The following is a 15,339-nucleotide window of genomic DNA, read 5'->3' as shown; positions in this document are numbered from 1 at the left end:
AAACCCCATGACCGAATCCACCACCCTCGAACTGCTGATGTACCAGGTCGGGCAGTTGTTTCTGCTGCCCGTGCTGTTGCTGGTGGCCGCCATGTTTGCTTATGCGCTGTATGCGCTGGGCACCTTTGCCGTGCAGGCCCTGCAGCGCCGCAAGCGCACGGCCTCGCTGGCCGGCTTTCCCCTGCTGGCCTATGTGCGCGCCCGTCCCGAGGCTTCGTTCGACGAACTCGACCTGAAGGCGCACAAGATGCTGGAGACCGCTCGCCTGGCCAGCCGTATCGCGCCCATGTTGGGCCTGGTCGGCACCATGATTCCCATGGGCCCGGCGCTGAAGTCGCTGGCCGACGGCAACCTCGCGCAGGTGTCCGGCAACCTCACAGTCGCCTTTTCGGTGGTCATCATTGCACTGATCGCCGCCAGTGTGACCTACTGGATTTCCAATGTGCGCCGGCGCTGGCTGGCTGAAGAACTGCTGGAGATCCAGACAGCCCGGGGCGTGAAATGAGCCTGAAATTGCTGCATGAGATCGAAAACGACGACCCGCTGCTGTCGGTGGTGAACATCATCGATATTTTCCTGGTCATCATTGCGGCGCTGCTGATCACCGTGGCGCAGAACCCGATGCTGAGCCAGCTCTCCAAGCAGGATGTGACCGTTATCACCGACGCCGGCAAACCGACCATGGAGATGATGATCAAGAAGGGCGAGAAGATAGAGCGCTACAAATCCAGCGGCGCGATCGGGCAAGGCGAAGGCGCCAAGGCCGGTGTGGCCTACCGCATGAAAGATGGCTCCATCGTCTACGTGCCCGAGGTCAAAGAGTAGGCTTGGCGCTTGGGGCTGCGGCACTAAGCGTCGCGGCCGCCGGACTGTCCTGCCCTCCAGTCATTTTTGAGGTGGGCTGAGCGGCTTGACGGTGCCGCAATCGCTGCCCAGCCATGAGCCGGCTGCCGCGATGGAGGTGTTTGTCTGAACGCCTTTGATTATGCTGGTGATATTCATGGTCATGGCGTAAGCGTTGTCACCCTGAAAGGTGTAGACCCCTTCACCGCTGGAAGGCGGGTTGGTGCAGGTGAACCTGACCTTCATGCCGCTGCTGGTCTTGTCGCTGATGGTGGTGCTGCAGTTGCCCTGTTGCTGCAGCGGCAACTGGTTGCGCTCGATCATTTCCTTGGTGATGCACATTTTCATGGCCACGCCACCGTTGGACGTGCCGCCCATGCGCATGCCCTGCCTGTCCATCATGTCTTCCATCTGCTTGCGCTGTGCCGGCGGCATACTGGCCATCTGCTGCTGCATCTGGGCCATGGCCTTGTCCATCTCCGGGCTGCCGCCTATCTTGTTGGTGCTTTCCCAGAGGCCGGGCTTCATGGTCTGGGCAAGGGCGGGCGCGGCAAAGGCCAGGGCGGCCAGGCTTGCCTGAAAGAGGGTGCTGATTTTCATGGTGTTCCCCGTGATGAAGGGCTGGAACTGACAAGGTCTGGAGCAGACAACCCGCATTATTGCCAGCCCGCGCTGCTTTGCACATCCCCCGTTGGTGAGGGGCTTGGGTCGCCACAGGGATGGGTAACCCTGCCGTACCCGGCTGTCACAGCCCCAGCGCGAGCCGGGTGGTGTTTTTGACTTCTTCCATCACCGCATAGGTCCGCGTTTCACGCACGCCGGGTAATTGCCACAAGACCGTACCGGCAAAATTTCGGTAGGCCGCCATGTCGGCCATGCGTGTTTTGAGCAAATAGTCAAAACCACCGGCCACCATGTGGCATTCCATGATTTCGGGGTGCACCTGCACCGCGGCCTTGAAGGCTTCAAACACGTTGGGTGTGGTGCGGTCCAGCAGCACCTCGACAAACACCATCATGCCAGCGCCCAGTTGCAGCGGGTTCAGCCGCGCTTCGTAGCCCAGGATGAAACCATCGCGCGTGAGACGCTGCACGCGCGCCAGCACCGCCGTGGGTGACAGGCCCACGGTTTCGGCCAGCTTGAGGTTGGACAGGCGGCCGTCCTGCTGCAGAAGATTCAGTATTTTCAGGTCGATGCGGTCAAGGTCGGGGCTGGAGTCGGTCATGGCTGGTTAATTATTCGGTTTTGTTCGTCAAATTTAGCGAGAAATTCGTGACTATTCAAGCCACCATGGCCTTATTCACCAAGTCATGGAGTTTTTATGCATCGCCGTCCCCACCTGCCTTCCCCCTACCGGCCCGAAGCCGGCGTTGTGTCGGACCGCCTGCGCCAACTGGCCGGCACCCTGGACTGGGCGCTGGCCGCGCAGGCGGCACAGCCCTGGGTGCAGGCCGTGCGTCACAACCCGCCGCCGTTCTGGGCCATGGAAAGCCTGCTCAAGGAGTACCCGATTTCCAGTGCCGAAGGCCTGGCGCTGATGCGCCTGGCCGAAGCGCTCTTGCGTGTGCCCGATGCCGACACCGCGATTGCGCTGACGGCCGACCAGCTCGGCCGGGCCGATTTTGAGACGGCTGGCGAGGGCGTGCTGGCACATGTGTCGGCCTCGGCGATTGCGTTGTCCAAAAAGTTTTTACCGGAACACGGTCACAGCAGCGTCATGCGCAAGCTGGGCGCACGCGCCGTGGTCGCCGCCACCTTGCGCGCGGTGCAACTGCTGGGGCGGCAGTTTGTGCTGGGCCAGACCATCGCTGACGCCATGAACGAAGCGGACGCGACGCGAAAAAAGGCGGCGGCCCTCAGATTCAGTTACGACATGCTGGGTGAAGGCGCACGCACCGAGGAAGACGCGCGGCGTTACCTGGCAAGTTATACCCATGCGATAGCCGCCATCGCGGCCCGCGCGCAGGCAAACGGGGCGGTGGAGGCCAATGACGGCATCTCCATCAAGCTCAGCGCCTTGCATCCGCGGTATGAGGATGCGCAGCACCCGCGCGTCATGGCCGAACTGGTGCCGCGTGTCTGGGGCTTGTGCGTGCTGGCCGCGCAGGCCAACATCAACCTGACCATAGACGCTGAAGAAGTCGAGCGGCTGGAGCTGTCGCTGGACGTGTTCGACGCGCTGGCCGCGCAGGTGGCGCAGCAGCACCCGCAGTGGTGTGGCTTTGGCCTGGCGCTGCAGGCCTACCAGACACGTGCGCTGGAGCTGGTGGCACATGTCGTCACCATCGCCCGCCAACACAAGCTGCGCCTGATGTGCCGCTTGGTCAAGGGCGCCTATTGGGACGCGGAAATCAAGCGCGCGCAGGAACTGGGTCTGCCGTGTTATCCGGTGTTCACGCACAAACACCACACCGATGTGTCTTACCTGGCCTGCGCCCAGGCCTTGCTGGCCGCACCCGATGTGATTTACCCGCAGTTTGCAACGCACAACGCCGGCACCATCGCAGCAATTTTGCAGATGGCTGAACGTGCCCCCACGCTTGCCGCTTCGCGTGCTGCGCTGCCCCCCGAGGGGGCTGTTTCTCCTAGGGGCGGCCCGTCGGAGAAACACGCAGCGGCACAGTTTGAGTTACAGAGATTACACGGCATGGGTGAAGGTGTTTATCGCGAGCTGCTGAAAAATCCCAACATCGCTTGCCGCGTCTACGCCCCCGTCGGTGCGCACCGCGACCTGCTGGCCTACCTGGTGCGCCGCCTGCTGGAAAACGGCGCCAACTCTTCCTTTGTGCACCAGTTGATCGACGAGTCTGTGGGCATGGACCAGCTCTTGACCTCGCCGCTGTGGCTGGCGCCGCAACCCTCGCTGCCCTTGCCCGCCGACCTCTATGGCCCGAGCCGCAAAAACAGCGCCGGACTGGACCTCACGGTCGAAGGCATGCGGGCCCCGCTGTTGGCCGCTTATTCCGCCGTGTCACTGCCGCAGGTGCCGATGTTTGATGCCAAATTGGCCTCTGGCCCAGTCATTACGGGCGCAAGCAGCTATCAAAAATGGAGCGCCTTGGGCGTGGCGGCACGCAGCGTCATCTTGCGCCAAGCGGCCGATACGCTGGAACAGCAACTGCCCAGGTTCTGCGCGCTGCTGGTGAAAGAAGCCTTCAAGACCTGGGGCGACGCGGTGTCTGAAGTGCGCGAAGCCGTGGACTTCTTGCGTTATTACGCCAACGAAGCCGAACGCATCATGGCGCCGGTGCGGCTTGATGGGCCGACCGGCGAAAGCAACGAGTTGCGCCTGACGGCGCGCGGCGTCTGGGTCTGCATCAGCCCCTGGAATTTTCCGTTGGCGATTTTTACCGGCCAGGTCGCGGCGGCGCTGGCCACCGGCAATACCGTGCTGTCCAAACCGGCCGAACAAACCCCCGCCGTGGCCTGGGAAATGGTGAAGCTCTTGCATGCCGCCGGTGTGCCCGAAGGTGTGTTGCAACTCTTGCATGGCCCCGGTGAAACCGTGGGCGCGGCCCTGGTCGCCGCACCGCAGATCGCCGGCGTGGTGTTCACCGGCTCGACGGAGGTGGCCAAAACCATCAACCGCGCCCTGGCCGCCAAAGACGGCCCCATTGTTCCGCTGATTGCCGAAACCGGCGGCATCAACGCCATGCTGGTGGACAGCAGCGCGTTGCCCGAGCAGGTGGTGGACGCAGTGTTGCAAAGTGCGTTTCGCAGCGCCGGCCAACGCTGCTCGGCGCTGCGCCTCTTGTGTGTGCATGAAGCGATTGCCGACAACGTGATCAGCATGCTGGCCGGTGCGGTTCAGGAACTGGTACTGGGGGATCCGGCCGACTTGGCCACCGATGTCGGGCCGGTCATAGACCGCGCAGCATTTGAAAATCTGCAGCAACACTGTCTGCGCCTGGGTTCAGCATCAAATCGGTCTTTGGCCCAGGGTGGATGGGCGCTATCAGCTCCTGATTCGATAGCGAGTGCTGTGCCGCATCTGCTGGCCCCCCGCCTGTTTGAAGTCGCCCGCATCGCCGATGTGACGCAGGAAATTTTCGGCCCGGTGTTGCAAATTGTGCGTTGGCGCGGCGATCCGCAGGCGGTGGTCGACCAGATCAATGCCCTGGGCTACGGCTTGACCTTGGGCATTCAGACCCGCATCGACGCGCGCGCGCAGGCGCTGGCGGTACACGCGCAGGTCGGCAACATTTATATCAACCGCAACATGATTGGTGCGGTGGTGGGTGTGCAGCCTTTTGGTGGTCATGGCCTGTCCGGCACCGGCCCCAAGGCCGGCGGTCCGCATTACCTCTACCGTTTTTGCGCCGAACAAACCGTGACTATCAACACCACGGCGGCCGGTGGCAATGTGGCGCTGTTGTCAGGTCAAGCAGCGATGTGATGGCGGGCTCTTAACGCGGCCCGATGTCCAGCTCGTAATGGGCATCCCCCATGTAGCGCTCGGAGCCGAAAGCGGCCTGGGTGGCGGCCAGTTCCGAGGCTTCCCACTGGTCGGCCAGCAATTGCTCTGACGGGCTCAGGTCCCAGGGCCGCGCGTGTTCGCCGTGGGCCTGCAGCAAACGCAGGTAGGCGCGGTAGACCGGCGCCACCAGGCTGGCATCCCCCAGCGTGTTGTCCAGCGCGGCGCAAAAGCGCCGCACCGCAGCCTCGCGTTCCGCGTCGGAGACATCGTCGTCGTGAAAAATTTTGACCGTGTAGTGCATGCCGCAAGTTTATAAGCGCCAGAGCTCACGACGATTCGACGCGGCAAATGACGACGATGTGGTGTGTGGGCTTGTATCCGCAAATTAATTTCGTTACTCATCTTGCATTAGCAGTGGAGACTTTTGAAATGTGTCTCCGTACCATCAGGTTCTTTTGAAGGAAACCACATGGCACTGCAATCCCCGTTCTTTGGCAAGCGAGATGAGCCCACCACCTTGCGTCACGGCAGCCCGAATCCCAATCCTTACTCGAACGGCACAGCGACCAACACCAGCAACACCGCCAGCAGCGCACAATCCGCAGCCGCTGCCAGCACCCCCCCATCGACCAGCAGCACCCGCGAAGGCGGCAGCAAGCTGACGGTGGGACCCAACATCAAACTCAAAGGCGTGGAAATCACCGACTGCGACACCCTGGTGGTCGAAGGTCTGGTCGAAGCCACGATGGACTCGCGTGTGATGCAGATCTCCGAGAACGGTGCGTTCAAGGGTTCGGCTGAAATCGACATCGCGGAAATTCACGGCGAGTTTGATGGCAACCTGACCGTGCGCCAGAAGCTGGTGATTTACGCAACCGGCAAGGTCACCGGCAAGATCCGTTACGGCAAGCTGGTGATTGAAGAAGGCGGCCAGCTTGCCGGCGAAATTCTGTTCGGCGCTGCCAGCACGCCCAAAGCCACACTGGTGGGCAAACCCGGTTTGCAGGTGGCCTGAGCCGCGACTTCGTCCTGGTAAGTAGCGCGCGTCGCAGGCCTGCGTAGCGCGTGTGTAGACGGGCTAGACGGGCGCCCTTGTCACGCAGTTGACGGGGGCTGCCCCTCGGGCGGGCGCAAAATCAGCGCATGCCCGCCATCCATTCCCCCCTGCAAGCCCAGATTGTTCAATGGCAGGTTCAGCCTGGCGACAGCGTTCAGGCTGGGGACTTGCTGCTGATTCTTGAAGCCATGAAGATGGAGCACGAAGTCCGTGCGGCGGACGCTGGCCAGGTGGACCAGCTTTTTTTCACGGCCGGAGAATTGGTGGAAGCGGGCGCCTTGCTGGCGACCTTGCACGCGGCTTCGACTGCTGCCGTATCGGTCGCGCAACCTGTACCCAACATGGACCGCGTTGCATCACAAGACCTGCGGCCTGATCTGCAAGCTGTGTTGGCGCGTCACGCCAAAACGCAGGATGCCAACCGGCCCGAGGCCATCGCCAAACGCCATGCCCTGGGCTTGCGCAGCGCGCGCGAAAACATCGCCGATTTGTGTGATGAAGGTTCGTTTGTTGAATACGGCGCCCTCGCCGTGGCCGCGCAGCGCAGCCGCCGCAGCGAAGAAGACCTGATCACCCACACACCGGCCGATGGCATGGTCACGGGCATCGCCAGCATCAATGGCGGTTTGTTCGGTGCGGAGGCCAGTCGCACCGTGGTAATGGCTTACGACGCCACCGTGCTGGCGGGCACGCAGGGCATGCGCAACCACCAGAAAACCGATCGCATGTTGGGTCTGGCGCTGGAGAATAAATTGCCCGTGGTCTTGTTTGCCGAGGGCGGCGGCGGCCGGCCCGGGGACACCGACATGCCCATCGTCGCTGGCCTGCATATCAGCACCTTTGCCAGTTATGCACGTCTGTCGGGCCAGGTGCCGGTGATCGGCATCGTGGCCGGGCGCTGTTTTGCCGGCAATGCGGCGCTGCTGGGTTGCAGCGACGTGATCATCGCCACAAAAAACAGCAACATCGGCATGGGCGGCCCGGCCATGGTCGAAGGTGGTGGCCTCGGGGTGTTTACGCCCGAGCAGATTGGCCCCAGCGCCGTGCAGCACGGCAATGGCGTGATCGACGTGCTGGTGGACGACGAGGTACAAGCGGTGGCGGCGGCGCGCCACTACCTGTCGTTTTTCCAGGGTTCGCTCAAGACATGGACGGCGCCCGATGCCGCAGCGCTGCGCGATGCCGTGCCGGAAAACCGCCTGCGGGTCTACGACACCCGCGCCGTGCTTGAAGGTGTGGTGGACAGCGGCAGCCTGCTGGTCTTGCGCAGCGGTTTTGGCCAGGGCATTCACACGGCGCTGGCCCGCATCGAAGGGCGTGCCGTCGGCATTTTGGCCAACAACCCGCAACACCTGGGCGGCGCGATTGACGCGGATGCCGCCGATAAGGCCGCACGTTTGATGCAGCTGTGTAATAGCCACGGTTTGCCGCTGCTGAGTTTTGTCGACACGCCGGGTTTCATGGTCGGCCCCGAGATCGAAGCACAAGCCCAAGTGCGCCATGCCAGCCGCCTGTTTGTGGCCGCTGCGGCTTTGCGTGTGCCATTTTTCAGCGTGGTCTTGCGCAAGGGGTATGGCCTGGGTGCCATGGCCATGACGGCGGGCAGTTTTCATGCGCCCATGTTCACGGTGGCCTGGCCTACCGGCGAATTTGGCGCGATGGGCCTGGAAGGTGCCGTCAAGCTTGGTTACCGCAAGGAACTGGAAGCCTTGCCCGAAGGTCCAGAGCGCGAGGCGCTGTATCAGAAACTGGTGGAGCAGCATTACGCCAAAGGCAGCGCCCTGCAGATGGCCGCCACCCTGGAAATTGATGCGGTGATTGACCCGGCGCAGACGCGGCCGTGGCTGGTGGCCGGCTTGCAGTCGGCGAAACTCAGGCCGTTGGGCGCGCGCCCATACATCGACACCTGGTAATTTTCAGGAGCGAAGTCGCTTCGTCCCTGCGTGGCTAGAAACGCGGCAAGTCCGGATGTGAGAGCTGGCCGCCGCGCACCAGCATCTTGCCGTATTCGGCGCAGCGCTGCAGGGTCGGGATCACCTTGCCGGGATTGAGCAGGCCCTTGGCATCAAAAGCGTGTTTGACACCCAGCATCTGTGCGTTTTCGGCGGCGGAGAACTGCACACACATGGAGTTGAGTTTTTCCACACCCACACCGTGTTCACCGGTGACCGTGCCGCCCATGGCCACGCTGGTTTCCAGGATGTCGGCGCCAAACAGTTCGCAGCGGTGCAACTGGTCGGCGTCGTTGGCATCAAACAGGATCAGCGGGTGCAGGTTGCCGTCGCCGGCGTGAAAGACATTGGCGCAACGCAGGCCGTATTTCTTTTCCATGGCCTGGATGGCCAGCAGGATGTCGGCCAGGCGTTTGCGCGGAATCGTCGAGTCCATACACATGTAGTCGGGACTGATGCGGCCCGAGGCCGGGAAGGCGTTTTTGCGGCCGCTCCAGAAACGCAGGCGTTCGGCCTCGTTCTGGCTCACCGCAATTGCCGTGGCGCCGTGCTGGCGCAACACCGCGCTCATGCGGCCGATTTCTTCCTCGACTTCTTCCGGTGTGCCGTCGCTTTCGCAGAGCAAAATCGCTTCGGCGTGGAGGTCGTAACCGGCATGGACAAAGTCTTCGACCGCGGCGGTCATGGGTTTGTCCATCATCTCCAGGCCGGCCGGAATGATGCCGGCGCCAATCACCGCCGCCACCGCGTCGCCGGCCTTGCGCAAGTCGTCAAAGCTGGCCATGATGCAGCGCGCCAGCACCGGCTTGGGCACCAGCTTGACGGTCACTTCGGTGGTCACGGCCAACATGCCTTCGCTGCCGATGACCACCGACAGCAGGTCGTAACCGGCGCTGTCCAGGGCTTCGCTGCCGAACACCACTTCATCGCCTTCCACGGTGAAGCCCTTGACCTGGAGCACGTTGTGCAAGGTCAGGCCGTATTTGAGGCAATGCACGCCGCCCGAGTTTTCGGCGACGTTGCCGCCTATGGTGCAGGCGATCTGGCTGGACGGGTCGGGCGCGTAATACAGGCCCAAGGGCGCAGCGGCTTCGCTGATGGCCAGGTTGCGTACACCGCCCTGGACCACGGCGGTGCGGCTGGCCGCGTCCACTTTCAATATCTTGTTGAACTTGGCCAGCGACAGGGTCACGCCCAGCTGGTGCGGCATGGCGCCACCGGACAGGCCAGTGCCGGCGCCGCGCGCCACCACCGGCACGTCCAGTGCATGGCAGCTGCGCAACACGGCTTGCACCTGGGCATAAGTTTCGGGCAGGGCGACCACCAGCGGACGCTGGCGGTAGGCGGTCAGGCCGTCACATTCATACGGTGTGGTGTCTTCTTTGTGCCAGAGCAGCGCATGGGCCGGCAGCACGGCTTGTAATGCGCTGACGACACGGGCCTGGTGTTGGGCGCGGTCCAGCGTTTGTGCGGGCAGGGTGTCTAAAGTTGTATTCATGGAGCAAACACTTTAAGGCAAAGCGCAGGCGGCCGGCGTGAAGAAAATGGCGGCGGTCTGTGAAAAACGAAGCGCTATAAATTCAATAGCTGCTGGCGCCCGTCAACCAAGGGCTAGGGGCCTAAAAGGCTTAAGACTTGCGGCGGCAGGGCTCAGGTGACTGATTTTTTCAGCCAGTCGGCAAAAGCCGCACATTCCCAGCGGTCCATCATGCCGGTGCGCCAGCACAGGTAGTGGGCGTGGGGGCTGGGCACGTTGCGTTCATACAGGCGCACCAGCGAGCCGTTTTCCAGCCAGGGCGCGCCCAGCTTGAGCCGCACCAGCGCCACCCCCATGCCGGCCGCGGCGCAGTCACACATCAGGCCGATGTCGTTGAACTGCGAGCCATCCACCGGTTCCGGCCAGTCCAGCTGGTGCGCGGCAAACCAGGTGCGCCAGGGCTCCAGCGGCGAACGCAGCAGGGCTTCACCGTCCAGGTCCTCCGGCGTTTCAAACGGCCCGTGTTCGCGCACATAGGCGGGTGAGGCCAGCGGGGTGACCTCGTCTTTCATGAGACACACATGTTCGACATCGGCATAACGCCCGCTGCCAAAACGCACCACCAGGTCGGCGTCTTCGGCCACCACGTCCAGCAGTGGAATCGACACCTGCAAGGTCAGGTCGATTTCGGGGTAGGCGTCGGTGAACTGGCGCAGGCGCGGGATCAGGATGGAGCGTGCAAAAGTCGGCGTCACCGCCAGGCGCAACTTGCGTTTGCCCGATGTGCCGCTCTGGCCGGCGGCGCCGGGGAATTTCTGCAGGATGGCCAGGCCTTCGCGCACATGGGCCAGGTACTCGCTGCCTTCGGTAGTCAGCGAAAAATCGGCGCGGCCAAACAGCTTGGTGCCGATGATTTGTTCCAGCTGCTTGACGCGGTGGCTGACGGCGCTGGGCGTGACATGCAACTCTTCCGCCGCCTGCGTGACGCTGCGCAGCCGCGCCAGGGCTTCAAAGGTCAGCAGGCACTGGATGGGCGGGATGCGGGCGGCGGCGGCCATGTCTATTGAGACACAGGTAAGCGCTTTGAGCCACGCGGGGCTGCATTTCTTTGCCAGCAGGGGCCGCGGGTCCGGCTTTGCCGGCCCGCAGGCGCAGCGGCCCCCCCGGGGGGCAGCGTAGTACACGCAGTGACAAGCGTGGGGGCCATATCTACTTGAAAATGACGGTCTTGTGTCCGTTCAGCAGCACGCGGTGTTCGCTGTGCCACAACACGGCTCTGGCCAGCACCTGGCTTTCGGTGTCGCGGCCCATGGCGGTCAGGGCTTCCACGGTTTTGCTGTGATCGGCGCGCGCCACATCCTGCTCGATGATCGGGCCTTCGTCGAGGTCGGCGGTCACGTAATGGGCGGTAGCGCCTATCAGTTTCACGCCGCGCGCATGGGCCTGGTAATACGGCTTGGCGCCCTTGAAGCTGGGCAAAAACGAGTGGTGGATGTTGATGGCCCGGCCGGCGAGTTTTTTGCACAAGTCGTCGCTCAGGATCTGCATGTAACGCGCCAGCACCACCAGCTCGGCGCCTTCGGCCTGGATGATGTCGTATTGGCGTTTTTCGGCCTCGGCCTTGGTCGCGGCCGTCACCGGAATGTGGTGGAAAGGCACGTTGTAGCTGGCGGCCAACTGGTAAAAATCGCGGTGGTTGGAGACGATGGCGCGTATGTCCAGCGGCAGCAGGCCAGACTTCCAGCGGAACAACAAATCGTTCAGGCAATGGCCTTCGCGGCTGACCAGCAACACGGTGCGCATGGGTTGTGCGGCCTGGTTCAGGCTCCAACGCATGTCGAACTGGGTGCCCAACGCGCCGAGTTGTTCTTTCAGCGCCTCGAAAGGCAGTTGCGCGCAGGAAAAACTGACCCGCATGAAAAACAGACCGGTGGCGTCCGCGGCGGGATCGTCGCGTTTGTCGTCGCTGAACTGCGCCGCTTCCAGGATGTTGCCACCCCGCTCAAACAAAAAGCCGGAAACCGCATGAACAATGCCCGGTCGATCCGGGCAGGACAGGTTGAGGATATAAGTAGGGCTCATGGGCAGAATTGTCGCAGGTGGCGGTAAGCCACAGATTGTCGCCAAGAATGCCAGAATGTGCCGTGACGCTCTAAAAACGGCTAGTCCTTACTTGAAGCAGGAGATTTTCGAATGGCTTATCAAGATTTGAACATGGACCATCAGTGGTTGCCCTTCACGCCGAATCGCAGCTTCAAGAAGGACCCGCGTGTTTTTGTGGCGGCCGACGGCATGTATTTCACCACCCATGACGGCAAGCAGGTGCTCGACGGCATCTCCAGCCTCTGGTGTGTGGGCGCGGGCCACAACCGCAAGCCGATCAACGAGGCCATCAAAAAACAACTCGACACCCTGGACTACGCGACCGCCTTCCAGGCGAGCAACGACCAGGCCTTCAAGGCCGCCGAAATGATTGCCGCCATGGCGCCTGGCGATTTGAACCAGGTGCTGTTTTGCAACTCCGGCTCGGAAGCGGCCGACACCTCGCTGAAAGTGGCGCTGGCCTACCACCGTGCCCGCGGCGAAGGCCATCGCAACGTGTTTATCGGCCGTGAGAAGGGTTATCACGGCGTCGGTTTTGGCGGCATGAGTGTGGGCGGCATTCCGTCCAACCGCAAAGTCTACGGCTCGGCCTTTTTGCCGCGGGTGGACCACCTGCGTTTTATCCACGACCCGGTGAAACACGCTTATATCCACGGCGCCGAGCCGGTGTGGGAGGAAGACCTGCTGCTGGAGCTGGAACAGCGCATCTTGCCGTTACACGACCCCAGCAACATTGCGGCCGTGATTGTCGAGCCGGTGGCCGGCAGCGCCGGCTGGTATTTGCCGCCCCAGGGTTACCTCAAACGTCTGCGCGAGATCTGCGACAAACACGGTATCCTGCTGATTTTTGACGAGGTGATCACCGGTTTTGGCCGTATGGGCTGCAACTTCGCGGCGGATTATTACGGCGTGGTACCGGACATGTTGAACTTCGCCAAATGTGTGACCAACGGCGTGATTCCGCTGGGCGGCGTGATCTGCACCGACCGCATTTACAACACCATGATGGAGGCCAACGCGGGCAGCCCCGAACACGCGATCGAGTTTTTCCACGGCTACACCTACTCGGGCCACCCGGTGGCCTGTGCGGCGGCCATGGCCACGCTGACACTTTTCAAGGAAGAAAAGTTGTTTGAACGCGCCGGGCAGATGGGGGTTGTGCTGGGCGACGCCCTGCACAGCGGTTTCAAGGGCCTGCCGAATGTGATTGGCATCCGCAGCCTGGGCCTGGCCGGTGCGGTCGAGCTGGCGCCACTGGCCGGCGCCCCGGGAAAACGCGCTTACGACATCTTCATGGATTGTTTCAAACACGGCGTGCTGGTACGCCCGGCGGCCGACAACATCGTGATTTGCCCGCCCTATATCGTCGAGCGCGAACAGATTGATCACCTCGTGAATGTGGTCGCGGATTCAATCAAGAAGAACGCCTGAGCTGGCCCCGTAGATTCCAGCAGGGGCCGCGGAACCGGCTTCGCCGGGCCGCAGGCGCAGCGGCCCCCTCGGGGGGCAGCGCAGTACACGCAGTGACAAGCGTGGGGGCTCTATTTTTTTAGGCTCCCGCAATAGTCCTTGACCGGCAGGGCCGGCGTGTTCCACACCACGTCGAATGCGCCGGTGTCGGCAGCAGTCTCCGGCCCGGCCCTCAGCAACACGGCTTGGATCTTTAATTCTGGCGGCAGGTGTTGTGGCACACCCAACACGCGGTTGACGTGGCCGCTGCCGGCCAACAAAACCACCACCTTGCCGGGCAAGACCGCCTTCTCCACGGTGCGCGCCATGTGCATGTCACGCGCGACCTGAATCCGTGTCATGGGTGAAATCCTGTCCTCTGGCAACAGGCTGCAATGGCCCAGGCGTATCAGTTGCTGCTGCGCCTTCAGGGCCGGACCAGGCAGTTGCTGGTCCAGCCGGTTGTCGGCCATGGCGTCGCGCATCTGCGCGGCCGGCAGGTTGGCGCCCAGCACCGGTACACCGGCCCGAACGGCCGTCATCACCGCCGGACCATACGCGGCCCAGGGCCAGCTTTTGTTGTTCCAGCCCAGTACGTCCTGCACTTGTTGTTCGCTGCTGTTGGCGGGCAGTCCAGCCGTGCCTCGGCCGGCCTCGGCCATCTCCAGCGCCACGGCACTTAACTGGCCGCGCGCCGCCAGGTGGGCGACGACCTGCTGGTGGATCTGCTGGTGCGCTGATGCATCGTGCTGCTCGCCGAGCAGGATCACCTCGGTCGGCAACAAGGCATCGGTGCGGGCCGTGAGGGGTGGGGGCAGCGTGCTGCAGGCCGTCAGCAGCACGAACAGCAGGGGGGCGGCCCAGCGCTTGCCGGGTGGGGAGTGCTTCAAATCAATCATGGGGCAGGACCAAGGCGATACTGGAGCCTCATTAGACCCTGTTCCCTCTTACCTTCTTTGTTGTTTTGTTGCCGATGCCTGTCAAGCCTGTGCCCGTTGTGTTGACCCTGTTGCTGGCGCTGGCCGGCGCCGGATTGTGTGTTTTTCTCCGCACCCCGCTGCCCTGGATGATTGGCCCGTTGCTGGCCACCGCCATCGCCTCCATGGCCGGCGCACGCACGGCCAGTTGGCGGCCGCTGGGCAACAGCGGGCAGTGGGTGATCGCCATCGCCTTAGGCCTGTATTTCACGCCTCAGGTGACGGCGCTGGTCGGCAGCCTGTGGTGGGCGATTGGGCTGGCGATTGTCTGGGCCTTGGGCCTGGGCTGGGTCTTTGGTGTCTGGCTGCACCGCGTCAATGCGCCGTACATGGGCGATGTGGCGGCACCGGCGATGCGGGCCACCAGTTATTTTGCAGGTGCGATTGGCGGCGCCTCCGAGATGACCTTGCTGGCCGAACGTGCCCATGCACGCACCGATTTGGTCGCGGCCTCCCACGGCCTGCGTTTGTTGCTGGTCACGGTGACCGTGCCGTTTGCCATGCAATACAGCGGGTTACACGGCCTGGACCTGCACCCGCCGCTACTGCGTACGGTGAGCTGGACCGGGTTTGCCGGGCTGGTGCTGGCCACCGGCCTGGGCGCCTGGCTGATGCAGCGGCTGGGGCGGGCCAATCCCTGGTTCATGGGCCCTTTGCTGGTGTGTATGGGCCTGACCATGGCCAGCATTCATCTGTCGGGCATTCCGCAGTGGTTGACCAATGCCGCGCAACTTTTGATCGCCACGGGGCTGGGTGTGCGTTTTACAAAGGCTTTTTTGCATGCGGCGCCGCGCTGGCTGGTGTCGGTGCTGCTGGGCACGGTCGGCATGATTGTCTTGTGTTGCGGCTTTGCCTGGCTGCTGGCCTGGTGCACCGGCTTGCCGCTGGCTACGCTGATTTTGGGCACCTCGCCCGGCGGTATCGCCGAAATGGCGATCACCGCCAAGGTCTTGCAACTGGGGGTGCCGGTGGTGACGGCGTTTCAGGTGTGCCGGCTGGTGGCTGTGTTGATCCTGGTGGCACCACTGTACCGCTGGTTGTACCCGACCCTGCGGGACTAGCTG

At 62.9% G+C, this 15,339-nt stretch carries 13 protein-coding genes and 1 pseudogene; 7 read left to right on the top strand and 7 right to left on the bottom strand.

Annotated elements, in window-relative coordinates; translation table 11 throughout:
- Positions 1–7: 7 nt before the first annotated feature.
- Entirely contained in the window at positions 8–505 is a 498-nt protein-coding gene (locus R6254_RS08475) for a MotA/TolQ/ExbB proton channel family protein (protein WP_318405979.1), read from the top strand.
- 2 nt (positions 506–507) lie between these two features.
- On the top strand, positions 508–825 hold the full coding sequence (locus tag R6254_RS08470; protein WP_318406091.1) for a DUF2149 domain-containing protein: 318 nt from the start codon (positions 508–510) through the stop codon (positions 823–825).
- Positions 826–885: 60 nt separating this feature from the next.
- On the opposite strand, the gene R6254_RS08465 is transcribed toward R6254_RS08470, so the two are convergent.
- Both R6254_RS08465 and R6254_RS08460 read right to left on the bottom strand, forming a co-directional pair.
- Positions 886–1,443, bottom strand: a complete 558-nt coding sequence (locus R6254_RS08465; protein WP_318405977.1) for a DUF3617 domain-containing protein — start codon at positions 1,441–1,443, stop codon at positions 886–888.
- 145 nt (positions 1,444–1,588) lie between these two features.
- Positions 1,589–2,068: an Lrp/AsnC ligand binding domain-containing protein gene (locus R6254_RS08460; RefSeq protein WP_318405975.1), complete on the bottom strand. Its 480-nt coding sequence runs from the start codon at positions 2,066–2,068 to the stop codon at positions 1,589–1,591.
- 96 nt (positions 2,069–2,164) lie between these two features.
- Here R6254_RS08460 and putA point away from each other — a divergent pair, with 96 nt between their 5' ends.
- Positions 2,165–5,239: a bifunctional proline dehydrogenase/L-glutamate gamma-semialdehyde dehydrogenase PutA gene (gene putA / locus R6254_RS08455; RefSeq protein ID WP_318405974.1), complete on the top strand. Its 3,075-nt coding sequence runs from the start codon at positions 2,165–2,167 to the stop codon at positions 5,237–5,239.
- Positions 5,240–5,249: 10 nt separating this feature from the next.
- Here putA and R6254_RS08450 read toward each other — a convergent pair whose 3' ends face one another.
- Positions 5,250–5,561, bottom strand: coding sequence for a hypothetical protein (locus tag R6254_RS08450; RefSeq protein WP_318405972.1), 312 nt, complete (start codon positions 5,559–5,561; stop codon positions 5,250–5,252).
- Between the two features lie 168 nt (positions 5,562–5,729).
- Between R6254_RS08450 and R6254_RS08445 the strand changes: the two genes are divergently transcribed.
- Both R6254_RS08445 and R6254_RS08440 read left to right on the top strand, forming a co-directional pair.
- Positions 5,730–6,275, top strand: coding sequence for a bactofilin family protein (locus R6254_RS08445; protein ID WP_318405970.1), 546 nt, complete (start codon positions 5,730–5,732; stop codon positions 6,273–6,275).
- A 155-nt stretch (positions 6,276–6,430) separates the two neighbouring features.
- Positions 6,431–8,230, top strand: a pseudogene (locus R6254_RS08440) (carboxyl transferase domain-containing protein); the annotation flags it as partial.
- A gap of 34 nt (positions 8,231–8,264) precedes the next feature.
- Here the strand turns inward: R6254_RS08440 and R6254_RS08435 are convergent.
- The 3 genes from R6254_RS08435 to purU form a co-directional block, all read right to left on the bottom strand.
- Positions 8,265–9,767 (bottom strand): FAD-linked oxidase C-terminal domain-containing protein, encoded by a 1,503-nt coding sequence (locus R6254_RS08435; protein WP_318405968.1) that lies wholly within the window; start codon positions 9,765–9,767, stop codon positions 8,265–8,267.
- A 152-nt stretch (positions 9,768–9,919) separates the two neighbouring features.
- Positions 9,920–10,804, bottom strand: coding sequence for a LysR substrate-binding domain-containing protein (locus R6254_RS08430; RefSeq protein WP_318405966.1), 885 nt, complete (start codon positions 10,802–10,804; stop codon positions 9,920–9,922).
- Between the two features lie 151 nt (positions 10,805–10,955).
- Complete coding sequence (gene purU / locus R6254_RS08425) at positions 10,956–11,828, bottom strand: formyltetrahydrofolate deformylase (protein ID WP_318405964.1); 873 nt, start codon at positions 11,826–11,828, stop codon at positions 10,956–10,958.
- Positions 11,829–11,939: 111 nt separating this feature from the next.
- On the opposite strand from purU, the gene aptA reads away from it, so the two are divergent.
- Positions 11,940–13,280 (top strand): omega-aminotransferase AptA, encoded by a 1,341-nt coding sequence (gene aptA / locus R6254_RS08420; RefSeq protein ID WP_318405962.1) that lies wholly within the window; start codon positions 11,940–11,942, stop codon positions 13,278–13,280.
- Positions 13,281–13,390: 110 nt separating this feature from the next.
- On the opposite strand, the gene R6254_RS08415 is transcribed toward aptA, so the two are convergent.
- Positions 13,391–14,197: a ChaN family lipoprotein gene (locus tag R6254_RS08415; RefSeq protein ID WP_318405961.1), complete on the bottom strand. Its 807-nt coding sequence runs from the start codon at positions 14,195–14,197 to the stop codon at positions 13,391–13,393.
- 74 nt (positions 14,198–14,271) lie between these two features.
- Between R6254_RS08415 and R6254_RS08410 the strand changes: the two genes are divergently transcribed.
- Positions 14,272–15,336 (top strand): AbrB family transcriptional regulator, encoded by a 1,065-nt coding sequence (locus R6254_RS08410; protein WP_318405959.1) that lies wholly within the window; start codon positions 14,272–14,274, stop codon positions 15,334–15,336.
- The last annotated feature ends 3 nt before the right edge of the window (positions 15,337–15,339 follow it).

This window comes from Polaromonas potterensis (assembly GCF_033446725.1).
GTDB lineage: Bacteria > Pseudomonadota > Gammaproteobacteria > Burkholderiales > Burkholderiaceae_C > Polaromonas.
The sequence above is the reverse complement of the archived record's forward strand: the minus strand, read 5'-3'. Positions and strand labels throughout refer to the sequence as shown.

Excerpts from the sequence above, each read along its gene's own strand:
- aptA (WP_318405962.1), top strand. The coding sequence starts at position 11,940 with ATGGCTTATCAAGATTTGAACATGGACCATCAGTGGTTGCCCTTCACG.
- R6254_RS08445 (WP_318405970.1), top strand. The coding sequence starts at position 5,730 with ATGGCACTGCAATCCCCGTTCTTTGGCAAGCGAGATGAGCCCACCACC.
- R6254_RS08435 (WP_318405968.1), bottom strand. The coding sequence starts at position 9,767 with ATGAATACAACTTTAGACACCCTGCCCGCACAAACGCTGGACCGCGCC.
- putA (WP_318405974.1), top strand. The coding sequence starts at position 2,165 with ATGCATCGCCGTCCCCACCTGCCTTCCCCCTACCGGCCCGAAGCCGGC.
- R6254_RS08410 (WP_318405959.1), top strand. The coding sequence starts at position 14,272 with ATGCCTGTCAAGCCTGTGCCCGTTGTGTTGACCCTGTTGCTGGCGCTG.
- R6254_RS08430 (WP_318405966.1), bottom strand. The coding sequence starts at position 10,804 with ATGGCCGCCGCCGCCCGCATCCCGCCCATCCAGTGCCTGCTGACCTTT.
- R6254_RS08450 (WP_318405972.1), bottom strand. The coding sequence starts at position 5,561 with ATGCACTACACGGTCAAAATTTTTCACGACGACGATGTCTCCGACGCG.
- R6254_RS08475 (WP_318405979.1), top strand. The coding sequence starts at position 8 with ATGACCGAATCCACCACCCTCGAACTGCTGATGTACCAGGTCGGGCAG.
- R6254_RS08415 (WP_318405961.1), bottom strand. The coding sequence starts at position 14,197 with ATGATTGATTTGAAGCACTCCCCACCCGGCAAGCGCTGGGCCGCCCCC.
- R6254_RS08465 (WP_318405977.1), bottom strand. The coding sequence starts at position 1,443 with ATGAAAATCAGCACCCTCTTTCAGGCAAGCCTGGCCGCCCTGGCCTTT.
- purU (WP_318405964.1), bottom strand. The coding sequence starts at position 11,828 with ATGAGCCCTACTTATATCCTCAACCTGTCCTGCCCGGATCGACCGGGC.
- R6254_RS08460 (WP_318405975.1), bottom strand. The coding sequence starts at position 2,068 with ATGACCGACTCCAGCCCCGACCTTGACCGCATCGACCTGAAAATACTG.